The 19,053-nt window shown below is 41.9% G+C and carries 16 protein-coding genes and 1 pseudogene; 10 read left to right on the top strand and 7 right to left on the bottom strand.

The window, feature by feature from the left end:
• Positions 1-211: 211 nt before the first annotated feature.
• From yccS to FTT88_RS11885, 3 genes are all read left to right on the top strand, one after another.
• Positions 212-2,362 carry a YccS family putative transporter gene (gene yccS / locus FTT88_RS11895; protein ID WP_373685353.1) on the top strand — a complete coding sequence of 717 codons (2,151 nt, stop codon included), beginning with the start codon at positions 212-214 and terminating at the stop codon, positions 2,360-2,362.
• 15 nt (positions 2,363-2,377) lie between these two features.
• Positions 2,378-2,947, top strand: coding sequence for a hypothetical protein (locus tag FTT88_RS11890; RefSeq protein WP_180105652.1), 570 nt, complete (start codon positions 2,378-2,380; stop codon positions 2,945-2,947).
• 142 nt (positions 2,948-3,089) lie between these two features.
• Positions 3,090-3,389: a DUF3817 domain-containing protein gene (locus tag FTT88_RS11885; protein WP_180092516.1), complete on the top strand. Its 300-nt coding sequence runs from the start codon at positions 3,090-3,092 to the stop codon at positions 3,387-3,389.
• A 79-nt stretch (positions 3,390-3,468) separates the two neighbouring features.
• On the opposite strand, the gene FTT88_RS11880 is transcribed toward FTT88_RS11885, so the two are convergent.
• The 4 genes and pseudogenes from FTT88_RS11880 to FTT88_RS11865 all read right to left on the bottom strand — a co-directional run bounded on the left by FTT88_RS11880 (position 3,469) and on the right by FTT88_RS11865 (position 8,145).
• Entirely contained in the window at positions 3,469-4,698 is a 1,230-nt protein-coding gene (locus FTT88_RS11880; protein WP_180105653.1) for an MFS transporter, read from the bottom strand.
• Positions 4,699-4,948: 250 nt separating this feature from the next.
• Positions 4,949-5,829 (bottom strand): annotated as a pseudogene (locus FTT88_RS11875) (pirin family protein).
• 344 nt (positions 5,830-6,173) lie between these two features.
• Positions 6,174-6,545 carry a hypothetical protein gene (locus FTT88_RS11870; RefSeq protein ID WP_078192499.1) on the bottom strand — a complete coding sequence of 124 codons (372 nt, stop codon included), beginning with the start codon at positions 6,543-6,545 and terminating at the stop codon, positions 6,174-6,176.
• Positions 6,546-6,735: 190 nt separating this feature from the next.
• A complete protein-coding gene (locus tag FTT88_RS11865; RefSeq protein ID WP_180105654.1) occupies positions 6,736-8,145 on the bottom strand; it encodes an FAD-binding oxidoreductase in 1,410 nt (469 codons plus the stop codon).
• 373 nt (positions 8,146-8,518) lie between these two features.
• On the opposite strand from FTT88_RS11865, the gene serA reads away from it, so the two are divergent.
• From serA to FTT88_RS11850, 3 genes are all read left to right on the top strand, one after another.
• The gene (serA, locus tag FTT88_RS11860; RefSeq protein ID WP_078192852.1) at positions 8,519-9,751 is read left to right on the top strand and encodes a phosphoglycerate dehydrogenase; all 1,233 of its coding nucleotides are present in this window, start codon (positions 8,519-8,521) and stop codon (positions 9,749-9,751) included.
• A gap of 117 nt (positions 9,752-9,868) precedes the next feature.
• Complete coding sequence (locus tag FTT88_RS11855; protein WP_180105655.1) at positions 9,869-10,738, top strand: EamA family transporter; 870 nt, start codon at positions 9,869-9,871, stop codon at positions 10,736-10,738.
• A 241-nt stretch (positions 10,739-10,979) separates the two neighbouring features.
• Entirely contained in the window at positions 10,980-11,849 is an 870-nt protein-coding gene (locus FTT88_RS11850) for a DMT family transporter (protein ID WP_180008737.1), read from the top strand.
• Positions 11,850-11,992: 143 nt separating this feature from the next.
• Here FTT88_RS11850 and FTT88_RS11845 read toward each other — a convergent pair whose 3' ends face one another.
• From FTT88_RS11845 to truB, 3 genes are all read right to left on the bottom strand, one after another.
• Positions 11,993-12,454 carry a hemerythrin domain-containing protein gene (locus FTT88_RS11845; protein WP_168378156.1) on the bottom strand — a complete coding sequence of 154 codons (462 nt, stop codon included), beginning with the start codon at positions 12,452-12,454 and terminating at the stop codon, positions 11,993-11,995.
• Between the two features lie 125 nt (positions 12,455-12,579).
• The gene (locus tag FTT88_RS11840) at positions 12,580-13,353 is read right to left on the bottom strand and encodes a TSUP family transporter (RefSeq protein WP_180008735.1); all 774 of its coding nucleotides are present in this window, start codon (positions 13,351-13,353) and stop codon (positions 12,580-12,582) included.
• A 24-nt stretch (positions 13,354-13,377) separates the two neighbouring features.
• Positions 13,378-14,286 (bottom strand): tRNA pseudouridine(55) synthase TruB, encoded by a 909-nt coding sequence (gene truB, locus FTT88_RS11835; protein ID WP_180105683.1) that lies wholly within the window; start codon positions 14,284-14,286, stop codon positions 13,378-13,380.
• Positions 14,287-14,439: 153 nt separating this feature from the next.
• Between truB and FTT88_RS11830 the strand changes: the two genes are divergently transcribed.
• The 4 genes from FTT88_RS11830 to FTT88_RS11815 all read left to right on the top strand — a co-directional run bounded on the left by FTT88_RS11830 (position 14,440) and on the right by FTT88_RS11815 (position 19,037).
• Positions 14,440-15,468 (top strand): lipase secretion chaperone, encoded by a 1,029-nt coding sequence (locus FTT88_RS11830; RefSeq protein ID WP_180105656.1) that lies wholly within the window; start codon positions 14,440-14,442, stop codon positions 15,466-15,468.
• Positions 15,469-15,510: 42 nt separating this feature from the next.
• The gene (locus FTT88_RS11825; RefSeq protein WP_180105657.1) at positions 15,511-16,491 is read left to right on the top strand and encodes a triacylglycerol lipase; all 981 of its coding nucleotides are present in this window, start codon (positions 15,511-15,513) and stop codon (positions 16,489-16,491) included.
• A 367-nt stretch (positions 16,492-16,858) separates the two neighbouring features.
• Positions 16,859-17,869: a triacylglycerol lipase gene (locus FTT88_RS11820; protein WP_180105658.1), complete on the top strand. Its 1,011-nt coding sequence runs from the start codon at positions 16,859-16,861 to the stop codon at positions 17,867-17,869.
• Positions 17,870-18,071: 202 nt separating this feature from the next.
• A complete protein-coding gene (locus FTT88_RS11815) occupies positions 18,072-19,037 on the top strand; it encodes a triacylglycerol lipase (RefSeq protein ID WP_078189349.1) in 966 nt (321 codons plus the stop codon).
• The last annotated feature ends 16 nt before the right edge of the window (positions 19,038-19,053 follow it).

The raw sequence follows: 19,053 nt of genomic DNA, 5'->3' as shown, positions 1-19,053 counted from the left end.
TTATACGTAATTTAAGGGTTTTCATGTACTTATATTAACAATCAAAACTCAAGGAAAATAGTCCTTAGTTAAATCAAACGACACTTCATGTCGTGTCGCTTATATCTCTGACCTGAAGGACAGAGTTTTACGCTCCATTTGATAAAAATTGACAGTTCACAGAAAAAAGCTCAGTCTAATTTACAAAATCATTCGAATACTTCATAACTCTGTGAACACGCGACTCTCTTGGTTTCAACAGTTTCAATCCAGTGCAATCATTATGTATTGCTTGCAAATTTGTATTGTTTTGAGTGGCACCACGCTCGGATTATATTTTCTCGGTTTTCATAGTTTTATTGTGCCCGTCACCTTAGGTGCGATTGCTACCGCGCTCACCGACTTTGATGACCGACTCAGCATCCGACTGCGTAATTTGCTCTATGTCTGCGTACTCTTCTTTAGTGTCAGTAGTATTTTAGATTTTCTCTATCCTTATAAGCTGCTGTTTATCTTGTATCTTTCACTGTCCAGTGCAGGATTTATTTTATTAGGAGCTTTGGGGCAACGCTATGCCACGATTTCTTTTGGCACGATTTTACTATCGATCTACACCATGTTCGGCTTGGGCGAATATGACATCTGGTATTTTCAACCCAGTTGCTTTGTTCTAGGGGCCTTATGGTATGGCTTCACCTCAATTCTTTTTTACCTGATTAAACCCACCCTACCCGTACAGGACAATCTCTCGCGTTGTTTTTTACAAATCGCCGAAGTACTGAATGCAAAAGCACGCTTATTTGACCCAGATAATGTCAACAATGTGGAACATTTACTGTATGAATTATCACTCAAAAACAGTGATGTCATCCCGAGTTTAAACACCACCAAAGCTTCTTTACTCACCCGTTTAAAAGCCTCAAGAGCCAATAAAAACACCATCTACTGGCTGAATTTATATTTCTTGGCACAAGATATTCACGAACAGGCCAATGCGAATTATTTACACTATGAACAAATTCATCAAAATTTTAGCCGTACCGATTTAATTTTCCGTTTTCAAAAAAATATTCGATTACAGGCGCAGGCTTGCCAACAGTTGGCCTACTGTATATTGCATCGGCAGCCCTATCAGCCTGATCCCATTACTGCGCAAGCACTGGCACATTTGCATGCCTCTTTGCAGGAGTGGATGACCAACAATCCGCAAAATATAGAAGTAAAAAACCTACAGCTGATCTTGAGTAATTTGGACAGTGTACAAGAACGCTTTTCGCATGTTCAGGATTTAGATCATTCACAGCAACAGGCCTATCAGCAGCATATTGATAACCTCAATTTACTTGATGACGATATTCATGGGTGGCATGATTTATGGCTCAAACTGAAACAGCATTTGAGTCCCGAATCTGCCTTATTTCGCCATGCCGTTCGCATCGCTTTTGTCTTTGCGATGGGCTATGCCATTTCGCTATTGCCCTTTGCTAAAAATGGCTACTGGATATTATTGACCAGTTTATTTGTCTGTCAGATGCGTTATTTTGCGACCAAAAGTCGTTTAAAAATGCGGACATTGGGAACCATATTAGGGGTCTTACTTGGCATTCCTATTTTGTATTTTGTGCCGAGTGTCGAAGGTCAATTGCTACTGACGATTATTTTTGGCGTGTGCTTTTTCTATCTGAGTGCCAAAAAATATGCCATGGCGACCCTCATGGCAACCTTAATGGTCTTGCTGATTTTTAATTTGAAAGGCGCAGGTTATGCGGTCATTTTACCGCGTATCGTTGATACCCTACTCGGCTGTTTTATTGCATGGTTTGCGGTGAATGTGATCTGGCCAGATTGGGACTTTCGCAATATTTCCAAGACCATTCAAAAAAGCTCTGCTGCGACCCTGCATTATTTTGATGCCGTGGTTGAGCAATATCTCCATGGGAAAACCAATAGCATTGATTATCGGCGTGCCCGTCGTTCAGCCCATAATGCTCAAACTGAACTATCGAGCATGATTTCAAGTTTAAGTACCGAGCCTGAACCCGACCAAACTTTGATTCAACATGCTTTTCGCTATTTGGTCTATAGCCATAGTCAGCTCAGTTATATTTCGGCATTGGGGAGCCACCGTGAACAGGTACAAGACCAACAAGTCCTTGAACTGCTGCAATGGTGTCAAAGCACCTTAGACGAGGTCTTAATTCAGCAAAAACCGCTCAACCCTGAGAAAATTCAGCAAAAACTTTTCGAAATTCAAACATTCAGCACTGAAGAAATGCGGTCTAATCACCTGCAACTGGTGCTCAAGCAGATCAGTTTATTATTAGAAACATTAGCCGAACTGATTCAGCTTCGAACACAGCTGATTCAGGCAGAAATAAAATAGAATCATTTGAGACTCATGATGAAAATGCTTAGTTTAGATTTTAGACGCCTCATATTACCTATGATTGTGGCGACCTCATGTTTAGCTGCGTCTTCTGTTTTTGCAGCACCGACAGCACAAGATTTAAAGCGTATTCTGGAATGTCAGGCCGATTACGACACCTACCATGACACTTTACTCGACTATGAAAAGGTTCTAGGGCAATTGGGTTGGAAACGCCATGATGACCCACATCAACCGTTTATTTATATCTATAAAAATAAGCAGGCTGTAGAGTTTTTTGGCATGCCGACCCAAGAAATTGGCCTGTCTTCCAATGCAGTATTCGCAATCTATCGCCAAGCCGATGTGAAAAAACTTGCCCAAAAGTATGGCATTGAGCAGCATCCAATGTTTGCCAATATGCCGTTTTTCCGTGGTGAAAAAATCCTACGCACGGAAGCTGAAACGGATGATCTGCATGCCATCAATCACAAACTAAGCCTGTCTGAAATGACCGGAAAAAGCCCGATGATTTTACTCGGCTGTAACTATGAATTTGATCAGGGTTCGATTGAAGACGCCTTAGCGGATCTAGAAGATTAATCCGAGCAGATAACTCAGAATTAACTTAAAAAACATTTACTTAGATTCAATATGCGAATCAATTATTTCAACATGAACGCTTCGTTCCTGCTGTGCTTTCAGGTACACTCAAGACTGAAATCACTTTGAATTTAGACTTCGCATGAATATCAAGACCTTACGCTTTGTGGGCCTACTCGAAGGCATCTCCTTTTTATTATTGTTGTTCATTGCTATGCCAATGAAGTACCTGATGGATAATCCAATATTGGTCAAATACGTCGGTATGGGACATGGCGTCTTGTTTATTGCCTTCTTGGTGGTACTATTTGTGGTCTGTGAAAAGCAAAAATGGTCGCTTAGCGTATTTCTAATGGGCCTGATTGCATCGATTTTGCCTTTTGGCCCGTTCATTTTCGATCGCAAATTAAAAAATGCAGAACAACCCGCAGCATCAAATTAAGACGGTATACAGCAAATAAAAAAGCCCAATGTTGTTCTACACAGCATTGGGCTTTTTCTATGATGGCATGAACTCGAATTTAAAATTCACCCGACAATTGACGTTGTCGCATAATATCTCGCACCACCAAACGTGGTAGGCTGAACCACAAGATAATGAGGGTAAATCCTGCCAAACTATAGGCCCAAAGGCCAAAGTTTTCATACAGTACACGTACGATTTCAATCACGGCAAAGAACGTCAGCATCATGATCACAGACACTGCCGCAGCCACTGTGCCCTTCGACATTTCAGACGACATTAAGGCAAAACGATAGAGCACAGAAAAGCTAATCCCTTCACCAAAACTGACCAAACTCATACCAAGAATGAGCAATGTCAGAAAATAACTTTCAGTCATCGTCCCAATCACCACAAGGCTCGTCCCGAGTAACATCAACGGTAGCCCGATCATCGCAGACTGACCTAGAGGCAATTTGTCGATGATTTTAATCAGGACAATATTGCCGATGATCAGCCCGCCCAAAACAGGAAACTGTGCCATGCCGTATTGCATACTACTCAGTCCAAGCTGCTCCACCAATATGACCGGAGATAGCGCAATCCACAGCATCAGTGGCATTGCCACCATCGGTAGACCCAGTGTCAGCGCCAAAAAGCGTTTGTTTTTTAACACCTGTTTAAAGTCATCAATGATATAGCCCACCGGTTGCTTTGGAATGCTGATGTGCTGAGTCGGCATCTTGGCTTTTAAACCAAACCAACTCAGAAAAGATAGAAATGCGATTCCAATAAAGCCCCAATGCCATGACACGTGATCAATCATAAAGGCACCGAGGACGGGACCGATCAGTGGCGCCAGTAGTGAAATATTCGCCATGATCGCCATGACTTTGATGGCATCACGCTCTTCAAAAGTTTCCTGAACAGCAGCATAGCCCACGGCAGAAATGACCGACAAACCAAAACCTTGTAAAAAACGCAACGTTAAAAAGCTTTCGATATTATGCGTGAGCAATATCGCTAGACAGCATAAGCTAAAGAATGCCACACCACCCAACAGGACTTTTTTACGGCCTAATCGGTCTGACAATGGCCCTAATATCGCAGCGACACAAGCACCTCCCAATAAGTAAAATGACATCGACGAGGGTGCCCATGCACTACTCACACCAAACTCTTGGGTAATCGCAAGCATGGCGGGTTGCACTAAGTCGTTTCCGATATAGACAGAAAATTCAAATAAAACCAGTGCCAAGGGAAACATTAAGGTGGCACGACTTAATTTTGTGGTTTGTACGTTTTGCATTGTTATCTACATATCAAATGTGTGCTGTCGAGCTTGAAATGACAAATAGGGAGAGACACTTCAGCCCAATGACGAGCACTGTAATATTAATTTTAAAAATGAATTTGCGGCGTATCCGCCATATGTGCGTCGTATTCACAAGACGCTAGATAGAGATAAAATGAACTTCAACGAACCGATCTGTCGGTTTGAGTCCGACTATTTTAACAGTGTTTGCTGGCGTTGTATTGGTCTTTTTATCTAGCCACTTTTATGGCTTTTCATTGTCTGCTTTTTGGATAAAGCGACCTTGTTTTAGGTCCTCATAGGCTTGCATGACTTCTGCAAAATGATTCATCACAAAATAACCTCGCCCATAGATGGGTTCATTTAAAGGCTGCGCCGATAAATACAACATGTGGCTATCTTCAACTGCCGTCAATTCGACATTTTCACCTTGGCTCGACATAACTGCCATATGCTGTGCATTTAATAGTTCATCCGTTTCATTAAATTTCAGTTTGCCTGAGCGTAAATACACAAGCGTGGTATCCCTTCCTGTGCAGGTAGTGTGATACTTTGATTGGCACTGACAAAGACATCAAATACTTGCATGGGTGTATGTGTCTCTGCGGGGCCGTGGGCCGTTAAATATTGCCCTGCAATGATCCGTATATAACCGGCATCTTGGGCTAAATTGACCTTTGGAATACTGGCTTTGGTTAAGCTCTGATAGCGTGCAGGATTCATTTTATCTTTAGCAGGTAAATTGACCCACAATTGCAATATTTCAAATGCTCCGCCCCGCTGTGCAAAGGCTTGGCTAAAAACTTCTTCGTGTTGTATGCCTGAAGCAGCAGTCATCCACTGTACATCTCCCTCACCAATGACACCACCGCCGCCAGTCGTATCATGATGTTCAAGTTCACCTTTAAACACCAAGGTGACGGTTTCAAAGCCTCGATGTGGGTGTTCCAGCACACCTTTTTTCAGTTGGGTTGGTTTCAGCACCCCAGGCCCTAAATGGTCGAGTAATAAAAATGGCGAAACAGTATTGCCCAATTCATAATGGGAAAAAACTGAAGTCACTGGAGCAAAGTCACCGACAGGTGTGCCTGAATCATTGACGTGAATAAAAGCGAGGGTTTTCATCATACAATTGAAATCTGATCATGATTTGAATTCGGTTCAATATTATTAAAAACTATACGAACTCACGAGAAAATTTTTAGGATTGAATATTCTATGTTTAGGATGAAAATTAAGATACGCGGAAACTCATCCGCAACTGTCCGAGTCAGGACACATTCAATATGTAAAGTTTCTGCGACCTACACAATTGAAGATGGTATTTGACGAGTTTTGCGGATGAAAGATGGTTTTGCTACTTTTGCCGAAACAAAAGTAGATACGAGCTCCAATCATCGAATTTAAAATGAAAGGACCCCGTCATGCTGAATATTTAATAAGAAATTTAGACCTTAACTTTTTATAATTTAAGGACACTTCGCCGATTGGAAAGTCTTGGTATTTTTACCACGTTGGCACTGATATTCCTTTTGTGTATTTACACGCTGCCAGTCACCATCCACCAATCTAAAACTATAAATAGTACGAATTGATTTCACCGAATCATCCATCAAACCTGTTTCAGTCACTTTCACCTGTCCCGCATTTGGCGACTCAACACGGTTAAAGTACTGACGAATTTCCACAGTCGACAACTCTTTACGCAAATCAGGACGTTCTTTTAATACCTGATCGAGTGGTGTAGCAGAAGAACCGACTTTAGACACAATTTTCTGCGTTGTCGCACAACCCGCCAACATCCCCACACACAATGCAGACACAGCAATTAAACGATACATAGAACCAACTCAAATTTATTATTCAGACCTATCATGCCGAACATTTGTCCAAAACACTATTTAAGCAATGTAAAAGAAGTACCCCATTCCAAAAATCAATGTGTGGTCTCTCATCCATACGCGGCTAAAAAGGCGTGCTATAGCCAAAAAAAACGCATCCGAAGATGCGTTTTCAATCGTCTTTAAAAAATTAAAGATCGAACAATTTACCTGGGTTCATAATTGCATTTGGATCGAATACTTTTTTCAATGCTTTCATATATTCGATTTCTTCTGCTGAACGTGTGTAATCGAGGTAAGGCTTCTTAGTCATACCCACGCCATGTTCTGCAGAAATTGAACCGTCATATTTTTTCACGGTTTCAAATACGTATTTGTTTACCACTTGGCATTTTGTAAAGAATTCATCTTTACTTAAATCCGCAGGTTTCAAAATATTTAAGTGCAAGTTACCGTCACCAATATGACCGAACCAGCAAATTTCAAAGTTTGGGTAGTTCGCTTCCACAATTGCATCAATTTCTTTAATAAATGCAGGCACATGTGTAATCAGAACAGAGATGTCATTTTTGTATGGAGTGAACGGTGCGATTGACTCTGAAATGTCTTCACGTAAACGCCATAAGCTGTGTACTTGGTCTAAGCTTTGGCTCATCACGCCATCCAGTACCCAACCTTGTTCCATGCAATGTTCAAAGATTTCCATTGCCGCATCCATGATTGGTTCAAATGGTGCTTCAAACTCAAGTAATACATAGAATGGACATGGTGTTTCAAACGGACGTTGTACATGGCCATTGTCCAATACTTTTTGCATTGCAAGCTCACCAAAGAACTCAAATGCAGTCAGGTCGATTTTCTTTTGGAAGGCATGTAGAACAGGCATAATCGCATCAAAATCAGGCACACCGAGAACCAACACTTGTAAGTCATGGGGTTGACGTTCAAGTTTGATTTCAGCTTCAGTCACTAAACCTAGCGTACCTTCACCACCAATAAATAAGTGTTGAAGCGCATAACCCGTCGCATTTTTGATCATGCCTTTGTTCAAGCGCAGGATGTCACCTTTACCAGTAACCACAGTCATGCCCAACACCCAGTTACGAGTCATGCCGTATTTAATCACTTTAATACCACCCGCATTGGTACCAATGTTGCCGCCAATTTGAGATGAACCTGAAGATGCAAAATCAACTGGATAGTACATGCCTTGTTCTTCAGCATAGTTCTGAAGTTGTTCAGTCACTACACCTGCTTGTACGCGAACCATACGGTCAGCTGGAAAGAATTCCAAGATTTGATTCATCTTGTCCATGCTCACCACGATTTCACCGTTAGCAGCCACAGCACCTGCTGATAAACCTGTACGACCGCCACTTGGGGTAATCGCGACATTAAATTGGTTTGCCAGCTTAACAATTTGTTGAACTTGCTCTGTGCTTGAAGGGAAAACGACGACCGACGGGTTTGGATCGAAGTGCTTAGTATGGTCACGACCCCAATTTTGGAGACTATCCGCATCTGTTTTAATACGGCTTTCGCCAACAATAGCGGTCAATTGGGTCAATAACTCTGGGGTTAAAGCGACTGGAGCATTCATCGTTTTCAGACCTTGCAAGAAGTAAACAAGTTTTTTTAAAGGTCCAGACTTCATTCAGTCAAAACTGCGGTAACGCATATTTCAAGGGAAAAAGCCTGAAACAGAGCGCATCAAAATGTCAGGGAATTGGTCATGATGATTTTGAGCGGCACCATTATAAGCTATAACTGGGCTTTTTTTGACAAAACCCAAAGAAAAACGTGATTTCAAAATGTCACGAGGAATATGACCAAGTTAATTAGACCAAATCTAAAAAATATTGACTCATCATTCGCCAAAATAGCCATGACGTCGGTCATAAAGGAAATGTATATCAGGCGACTTCCTATGCTATTATATGCGCACTAAATTTGGCCTTTGTAGCGGAGCCGTAATGAGCCAACATCTTTCTTTACCTAAAGATAAAATTCGTTTCTTGTTGTTAGAAGGCGTTCACCAAAACGCAATCGACACTCTAAATGCTGCTGGATACACCAACATTGACTACCGTAAAACTGCGCTTGAGGGTGAAGCGTTGAAAGAAGCGGTTAAAGATGCTCACTTCATTGGTATTCGTTCACGTACTCAATTAACTGAAGAAGTTTTTGAAGCGGCGAACAAACTGATTGCTGTGGGTTGTTTCTGTATCGGTACAAACCAAGTGAACTTAAATGCTGCAATGATTCGCGGTATTCCTGTATTTAACGCACCATACTCAAATACTCGTTCAGTTGCTGAACTAGTACTTGCTGAAGCGATTCTATTACTTCGTGGTGTTCCTGCAAAATCTGCTTCAACTCACCGTGGTGGTTGGAACAAGTCTGCAGTCGGTTCATTTGAAACTCGTGGTAAAACTTTAGGTATTGTTGGTTACGGTTCGATTGGCTCGCAACTTTCTGTACTTGCTGAAAGTTTAGGTATGCACGTAATTTATTACGATGCAGTGACTAAGCTTCCGATGGGTAATGCACGTCAAGTCGGTTCTATGGGTGAACTTCTTGCCAATGCAGACGTCGTATCTCTACACGTTCCAGACGTTCCATCAACTCGCAACTTCTTCGGCAAAGACCAATTTGCTCAAATGAAAGAAGGCGCAATCTTCCTCAATGCTGCACGTGGTACATGTGTCATCATTGAAGATCTTGCTGATGCAATCAAATCTGGTCATATTGCTGGTGCGGCTGTAGACGTATTCCCTAAAGAACCAAAAGCAAACGGTGAAGAATTCGTTTCTCCACTTCGTGGCTTAGACAACGTGATTTTGACTCCTCACGTGGGTGGTTCAACAATGGAAGCGCAAGCGAACATCGGTCTTGAAGTTGCTGAAAAATTCGTTGCTTACTCTGATAAAGGTATGACTTTATCTGCAGTGAACTTCCCAGAAATCGCGTTACCGTTGACTGAAGGTAAACACCGTTTACTTCACATCCACAAAAACGTGCCGGGCGTTCTTTCAAAAATCAACAACTTGTTTGCTGAACACGGTATCAACATCTCTGGTCAGTCTTTAATGACTAAAGGTGATGTGGGTTATCTTGTGATGGACGTTGACGCAACTGCTTCTAAAGAAGCATTGGATACACTTCACGAAGTTGAAGGTACGATCCGAGTTCGCGTATTGTTCTAATCACCTTAGACACTGAAGCCACAGCCTTCGGGCTGTGGTTTTTTTATTGTAATAAACTTTTAAAATCTGGCTAGTGCCACTCTCCCGCTCTTCGAGTCATCGAAACAAATTTAGTTTATGCCAAATTTTAAAGTTGCACCGGCTGTCCAAGCACCGCTGATCTTGCTTATTGCCATGATCAGCATGCAAAGCAGCGGTTCATTTGCCAAATATCTTTTCGGTCAATTTCCCATACTGACCGTTTCGGCCATGCGTTTAATGCTAGGCGCTTTGATTTTGGCGATTATTTTTAAAGTTTGGCAGATCAATTTTAAACAAGTGAAATGGTCGTCGATCCTCAGCTATGGCTGTGCCTTAGCAGGGATGAATGTATTATTTTACTTGTCGATTGATCGTCTCCCGCTCGGCATTGCCGTCTCTTTTGAATTTATTGGCCCGCTCAGTGTCGCACTATTTGCTGCACGCCGAAAATTTGACTTTATTTGGGTCGGACTGGCTATTTTAGGCCTTATCCTACTTTTTCCTTTTGACCAAGCTGCACAACGACTTGATCCTGTTGGCATTGCCTTCGCTCTTGGCGCAGGTGCCTGCTGGGCACTCTATATCGTGGCAGGTCAGAAACCCTCTGGCGTTTCAGGCAACCATACGGTTTGTTTAGGTATGTTTGTCGGCATGTGTATGCTCATGCCGATTGCATTATTTGCAGGGATTCCTGCACATGCCTTTGAACCGATGAGCCTCCTCTATTTTCTTGCTTTAGCCACTTTGGCCAGCGCCATCCCCTTTAGCTTAGAAATGATTGCACTCCGCAATTTAACGGCGCTCAGTTTCGGAACGCTTATGAGCCTAGAACCTGCAATTGCAGCACTCTCTGGTTTTGTCTTTTTAAATGAACAATTACTTTGGACCCAGTGGTTAGCCCTTGCTGTCATTATCTGTGCCTCGATTGGGTGTACCTATACCACGCAAAAAGCCAAAGCCATTTAAATTCAAAATATGTTCCCATGACAATGGATGAACTACATGAATCTCAGACTCAATTTTTTGAATTCAAATTGAATCATGACGTGCTCAGTCCTGCTCTTACATCAGCCGAGCCATAGAATTTTAAATTCAAAATCCATCATGATTTGATCAAATGTTAAAATTCACTCAATTGTCAGCATTACCCGCTATACTGTACTGATTCAAAAATAGGGCTTAACACCGCCCAACAACTGTGTGCCACATGCCAAATTCACAACTTCTTGCTGTTGTTTTCATGGTGCTCTCCATGATCTCCTATCAGATCAGTGCTTCCTTTGCCAAACAACTGTTTTTGGTACTAGACCCACTGAGCGTGACCATTTTAAGGCTGTGTTTTGCCTCGATTATTATTTGTTTGATGTTTCGCTCTTGGCACATTTTAAAACGACTTTCATTTTTAAAATGGCGTGATTTACTCTGCTATAGCGCAGCCCTGTGCCTCATGAATGTCTTATTCTATATGTCACTGGGCAAACTCCCTCAAGGCATTGCCGTTGGACTGGAGTTTATTGGGCCGCTAGGTTTGGCGCTGCTGTCGATAAAAAATCGTAGCGACTATATCTGGGTGTTTTTGGCGATCTTAGGGATTGCGTTGATGGTGCCTTGGGGACAGGCTCAAAGCGGCAATTTCTCACTGATTGGTGCAGCTTGTGCATTGGCTGCCGGACTCTGTTGGGCCTTTTATATTTATTTCGGGCAAAAAGTGGTACACCAAAATATTGGCATGCATGCACTGACCATTGCCATTAGTTTATCGGCATTGACCTTATTACCTATCGGCCTCTATAACAACGCAGCAGCTTTAATGGACACACAATATTGGCCTAAAGCACTGTTGATTGCCATTTTAGCCACAGCGATTCCCTATGCCCTAGACCTCAAAGCCTTAAAGATTCTAAGCAAGCTAAGCTATGGCACATTGTCGAGTATCTCACCTGCTTTGGCAGCTATTACGGGTATGGTTTTATTGGGAGAACGTATCGGCATGTGGCAATGGATCGCACTGCTGTGTATTATGCTCGCCTCAGTCGGGGTGACGATGCGTTCCTCTAAATCGGAAACAGCCAACTAAATTTTTAAAGGCAAAATAGTTAAATAAAAATGGCGGGATTGCCGCCATTTTTCAACACCTTGTCTAAGAACTCCTACATCTAAGCTTTTAAATACAAGGCTTTTAAATACAAGGTTCGAAAAAGTCTAGCTTCTATAAAGGACTTAACCAGTCAGGCTGTCTTTATCTGCTTTTTTATATTTTTTATACTCGGCTAAGTATTGTTTAGCCAAAGCTTCTTTTTGCTTATCATCCAATATTTTACCGGCTTGTTGAAAGAAACCGTGTTCCTCTTCCTGTAAATGATGATGCACAGTTTCTGAAAGTTTTTTGGCAATGGCCAGCCAGCCCGGATTGCTAAATTCAGTCTCAGTCAACTGCTCTAAAAGTTCGTCCATTTCATGATGTTCAGCCAAGGCATGACGGGTAATATTCAGCCCCGAATCGGTCATCATTAAAGGAATATAAAAATATCGGTCTTCCCCGACAGCATGCGCGAATAATTCATTTTTAAGTCGGTCAAACAAATCCCGACGTTCTGGACTATCACCAGAAGTTTGTACTAATTGTTCTGCAAGCGCTCTTTGTTGTTCATGACTTTGACGTAAAGCTTCAAAAATATTCATTCTGATGATGCCCTCTGATGCTTAGCGATAGCTGAGTATTTTTTTAATTCAGCAAAATAAAGTGCTTCATTTTTATACTAAACATATCCGCATCAGAATACAGCGCAGCTCTGTTAAGTTTTGTTTTAAGCTTGTCCCGTAAAGGTTTGATACCCTAGCCGTACAATCAAAATACTCACCAAAATCAAAAATAGAATTCGAATAAAGCCACTGCCGTATTTAATCGCCGCACGTACACCAACGATCGAGCCTAATATATTCGCCACAGCCATCATTAAGCCTATAGCAAATAACACATGGCCTGTGGGCGCAAAAAAACTCAATGCAGCCAAATTGGTGGTTAAGTTAGCCACTTTAGACAAAGCAGAGGCATGTAAAAAGTCGGCTTGTAGATAACGAATAAAAAAGAAGATAAAGAAACTGCCCGTGCCTGGCCCAAAGATGCCGTCATAAAAGCCAATCACCAAACTACCAAGAGCGGCAAGACCGAGAATTTTAGGGGTCAGTTCTTGGCGTACATGCACCTGACCAAATTGTTTTTTGGCAAAGGTATAGATCGCAATCACGATCAACATGACCAAAACAAAAGGCCGTAAGACTTCTTTTGGAATCATCGATACACAAGCTGCGCCCACAAAGGAGGCAACGAATGCACAACTTGCAATGACCGCAAGTAATTTCCAACGTAGTTTAACTTGGCGTAAAAAGGAATAGGACGCTGAAGCCGTACCAAAGATCGAAGACAACTTATTGGTGCCAAACACCGTCGCCGGAGATAAGTGCGGCATGGCATTCATAATGGCTGGAATTTGAATTAATCCTCCGCCCCCCACTGCTGCATCAATTGCACCGGCAAAAAATGCAAAAAATAAGAGGCTTAAAATAATTTCAATGTCCATAAGAACTCTTCAATGCTGTATCAGCTACTCTAGATTTAACACACGCTTAGGCACCAAACGTTTACGGTCTGTAATTTCAGCCAGCCCTAAACAACGCTCACCTTCAAATACCAAGACCTGCGCTTCTGCCTCATGTTCAATATTACTTTCCATGCCACGACTGAAATATTCTGCACGCCCTTCTGGCGCTTGCACTTTGCAGAAATGATCGACGGGTGAATACACCGGCAGCAATAATGCTTCACGCTCCGCTTCGGTCAAGCTTTCCAAATATTCAATGGTGTAAGTTGGATTGAGGTCAAAATGCCCTGTTTGCGTACGGTGTAGATAGGTCAAATGTCCAAAAGTACCCAATGCTTTGGCAATATCTTCGCCTAAAACACGAATATATGTGCCTTTGGAACAGGTGATGTCGAGTGTAATACTATTCTCATTAAATGATAATAACTCGATGGCATAAATCGAAATTGGACGTGCTTCACGCTCTATTTCTATGCCTTTACGCGCCAACTCGTACAGCGGGCGACCTTCTTTTTTCAGCGCAGAATACATCGGTGGAATTTGTTGAATATCCCCTACAAATTGCGCCAAGACATTTTGAATATTTTCTTCAGTCAATGTTGGAACAGCTTGCTCTAATAGTATTTCACCTTCCACATCACCCGTCGTGGTACTGTGTCCTAAAAAGACCGTGGTTTTATAACGTTTAGTCGAATCCAATAAAAAATGCGAAAACTTTGTTGCTTCACCTAAGCAAATCGGCAATAAACCTGAGGCTAATGGATCTAGCGCACCTGTATGTCCTGCTTTTTGTGCTCGATACAACCAACGCACTTTTTGTAATGCAGCATTCGAGCTAATGCCCAAAGGCTTATTTAATAAAAATACACCATGTACTGGACGACGCTGAATCTTAGGAGAAGCTTTTTTCATGACTAAAATAGGGCAAAAAGAGAACTGCGCCATGGTATCAATCCATGCTAAGCGTTTACAACTTTTCTATGTTTTTATCATTCTTTTATGTCATATTGAGTTCACATTTAGAACTCATAAAACAATTAAAACGGAATAAAGGTGCATTGGGATATGCAAAAAAATAAACTCTGGCTGATTTTAGCCATTGTGGTTATTGCGGCAGCCGCATTCATGTATTGGCTTGCGCCAAAAACATCACAAAATGATCCTTCAGATCAATCGATTCAACAACAAAATACGCCTTTAGCTCAGGGCGAAAATGCTACAGCACAAGCCACAAGCGGTTCTTCACTGCTCAGTCCAAGTCAACAAGACACGGAAGTTAACTGTCAAATCAGTATGGATGGTTCAAACCACCTGATCGTGAACGAACAAACACGGAATTGTTTTGAATATTTCATCACTCAATATGGTGAAAAGTCGATAGATCAAATCAAAAAGGATTTTAAAGCCTACATTGCACAAGGTCATAAAGAACCGGCGCTGTCCCAAATTTATGATTTGTGGGATCGCTATATGAAATATCGTGAACAATTAGGTAATTTACAGCCACCAAGTGACGACAAAGAATCTCCACAATATTATCGCTCGATCTACAGCAGCACACAGAATTTAAGAAAACAGTTCTTTTCTGATTATGAAATTGAAGGTTTATTTGGCAAGGAAAATACCTATCACGAATACACGCTGAAACGCATGGAAGTGGTGAATGACAAAAAACTGTCTGAGTCTGAAAAAGCCAAAAAACTAAAAGCCCTGTTTGATGAACTCCCAGAAGACTGGAAAGAAAATCTGGAACAAATCAATAAACTTGAAGATTTACGTAAGCTCACAGCAGACATTAAAGCCCGTGGTGGTTCAAGCGAAGAAATCCATCAAATGCGGTTAAATTTAGTGGGTCCAGAAGCTACTCAGCGCCTTGAAAATCTAGACAGCCAGCGCAGCTCTTGGAAATCTAGCGTAAATCAATACCTCACAGAGCGTGACAGCATTGTGAAAAGCAATATGAGTGACAGTGCGAAACAACAAGCGGTGCAGCAACTCCGTAATCAACATTTTAAATCGAAGGAAGATCAGCTCCGCGTCAGTACCTTTGAATCTGTGCATGATCAAGGTGGAAAATTACCTTTCGCAGAATAACTGCAAACAACAATTTAAAAACAACTTCAATTTCAGGATGAAATGATGAAAAAACCACAAGCTCTTTTATGCGCAATCATCGCTGCATCAGCAGTGATCTCCAGCACACAATCCCAAGCGGCGCCAGGACTCCAACATGTCACCGCCAACAGCTCGGCAAACTATGCCAAGACCAAATATCCGATTGTGTTTACCCATGGTATGTTCGGGTTTACTCGCATTGGTTTTGACAGCTTTGGCATGGATTATTTTTATCAAATTTTGCCAGATTTAGCTCGTAATGGGGCCAATACCTTTGCTGCCCAAGTTTCTCCGCTAGAGTCGACAGAAGTTCGTGGTGAACAGCTCCTGAGCCAAGTCGAAGAAGTCCTTGCCCTGACGGGTCAACCTAAAGTGAACCTCATTGGTCATTCACATGGTGGGCCAACAACGCGTTATATTGCAGCGATCAAACCTGAGTATGTAGCATCAGTGACTGGTGTTGCAGGAACATACCGAGGTTCTTTAGTCGCAGATAAAATTCAAGCCAACAAAACCATAGACTCAATCTTTGGCATACTTGGAGATCAACTTTTAGCACCTATTATTACTTGGGCTGAGGGCAACTCTAGTCTACCTAACAGTGTTGATGCATCACTTACCGCGATCAGTGAAAAAGGTTCGGCTGAATTTAATGCAAAATTTCCGACCGCAGCACTAGCAGCGAACTGTAATCAATCGGGTGCCAAAGTCGACAATGGCGTGTATTACTACTCATGGACGGGTACAGCGCAAACCACGAATGTATTAGATGTATTAGATACGGTCATTAGTCAGCTTGCCCCTTTGGTCTATGGAAATCGTGACAATGACGGTTTGGTTGGACGCTGTAGTACTCACATCGGACAAGTAATCCGTGACGACTACAATCACAACCACTTAGATGAAGTAAATATGGTCTTTGGTCTACGCAGCCTATTTTCACCTGACCCAGTTGCGCTCTACCGCCAACATGCCAATCGTTTAAAATTACAGGGTCTGTAACCTCAAAAGTTGGTTCCCTTTCAGCACTGAAAAGGACGTCTTTGGACGTCCTTTTTTGTTTACAATGTTTTTATTTGTAAGTATTAAACAAGCTAATTCAATAAGTTATTAAATCATAACAACTAAAATAAATAGCAAAAATAAAAGACGAATGTATATAAATATACTTGTCACCTCAACGCCGCCCATGTCCTAAAATGACATGGAATTTCAAACCGAGCATGAAAAAATGACAAGGCATCTTTGTCTATTCAAACTCTCTAAAATCAAAGATATGGCCTAGCCAATCACAAAGATGTTGCTTAAAAACAGAGAGTATTTTCGTTATTAAAAAGTAATAAAAACAACATCAGATCAAGGAACATTTATGCGATCTTTAGTAAACACGGCCAAGATGGCCTCTGTAGCTGCAGTTGCAGGCTTAGCGATGAGTATATCGGCAAGCACTCAAGCTGCGCCTAGCGTCCTCCAGGTGAAGGAAACGGTAAAATCTGACTACGCAAAAACCAAATATCCAATTTTAATGGTGCATGGTTGGCTCGGTTGGTCACGTATCGGTACCGACACCATCGGACTAGATTATTGGTACCAAATCTTGCCAGATATGGCACGAAATGGCTCAACCGTATTCGCAGCGCAATTATCTCCTGCAAACACCACAGCACATCGTGGCGAGCAGTTAATTGCACAAGTTGAAGATGTTTTGGCTATTACAGGGAAGCCAAAACTTAACTTAATCGGTCACTCTCATGGCGGCCCAACTGTATTGTATGTTGCTCAAACAAAACCACAGTACATTGCGTCTATTACAGGTGTTGCAGGAACCTATCACGGCTCTAAAGTAGCGGATGATATTCAAGGCAACTCACTTTCTCGCACTGCCTTTAATATTTTAGGTGACTATATTGTCGGCCCACTGATTGCTTTAGGTCAGGCAAAACCTGAGCTTGAAATTGATTTCGATGCTTCTATGAAATCATTATCACAAACAGGTTCTGCTGCATTTAACAGTACGGTTGCAAAATCTGCTGTAGCTGACGGTGTTTTGGCATCTTCAGAAAATTGCAGCAAAAACTTAAAGCAAGTCGACAGCAAAGGCATTCAGTACTATTCATGGACCGGTGTTGCACAAACCACGAATCTACTTGATATCGATACGATCCTGATGCAACTCGGACCATTGTCTTACGGCAATAAAGACAATGACGGTATGGTTGCACGTTGTAGTGCTTATATCGGTAAAGTCATTAATGACAGTTACAAACTTAACCATACCGATTTAGCCAATATGATGTTCGGCTTAACAGGTCTATTTGCACAAGATCCTGTTGCGCTGTACCGTCAACATGCAAACCGTTTAAAACTGCAAGGACTTTAATTCTTATCGTTGAAATTTAAATGCAATAAGGGGGCTTCGGCCCTCTTATTTGCTTTTATCAATCTGAAAATTCGTGATCTTTTATTTTGTTACATTTAGCGTCACAGTTAATCTTTTTCAATTTGCAACAGGTGATCTTTATTGCTTTATTAGAAGTGACAATAAATATTGTCATAAAACAATAATACATTGAGGATCGCTCATGAAATACGGACCATTTTTAGCAGGTTTAATTGCAGCTACGTTCATCGGTAATGTATCTGCCTCGCAAGCAACCCAAGTCACCGCCAAAGCTAGTTCTAGCTATGCAAAGACCAAATATCCAATCGTATTTAACCATGGTATGGGTGGTTTTATTACCGTTGGTACGGACTCATTTGGACTCGACTATTGGTATCAAATCCTTCCTGATCTTGCTCGAAATGGTGCAAATGTTTGGGCAACTCGCGTATCGCCTTTTAACTCTACCGAAGTGCGTGGCGAACAGCTTCTACAACAAGTCCTTGAAATCCGAGCACTCACTGGTGCAGATAAAGTGAATTTAATTGGACATAGCCATGGTGGACCAACGATTCGTTATGTTGCCGGTGTTCGCCCAGATGTCGTGGCTTCATTAACCAGTGTTGCAGGACCTCATCAAGGCTCCCCTGTTGCAGACTTAATTTTAAAAGCTGAAGGCACCGCTGTGGAAGCACCCTTGGTTGGAGCTGTGAATTTTGTCTCTAAAGCCATCGTTTGGGCGCAAGGTCTAGATCCAAAGACTTACCCTCATGACGCATTGGCAGGTGGTTCAAGTTTAACGCTAGCGGGTTCTGCAAAGTACAATGCCGCATTCCCTCTGGGCTTGCCTAAATCCAATTGTGCTGATGGCAATAGCGTGGAAAAAGGCATTTATAACTATTCATTTACAGGTGTGGGCCAAATCACCAATATTTTAGATTTAGACTCAGCCCTAAAAGTGACCGCATTACTGATCGATGGCGGAAAAGACAATGATGGCCTCGTATCACGCTGTAGTGCCAAATTTGGTAAAACCATTCGTGACAACTACAACTGGAACCATTTAGATGAAGTCAACCAAGTGCTTGGTCTCAAAGCGCTATTTGCACCAGATCCTGTCGATGTCTATCGTCAACATGCAAACCGCCTAAAATCTCAAGGTTTATAATTTTCTTTCTCGCATA

Source organism: Acinetobacter sp. YH01024, assembly GCF_013420195.1.
Taxonomy (GTDB): Bacteria; Pseudomonadota; Gammaproteobacteria; order Pseudomonadales; family Moraxellaceae; genus Acinetobacter; species Acinetobacter amyesii.
The sequence above is the reverse complement of the archived record's forward strand: the minus strand, read 5'-3'. Positions and strand labels throughout refer to the sequence as shown.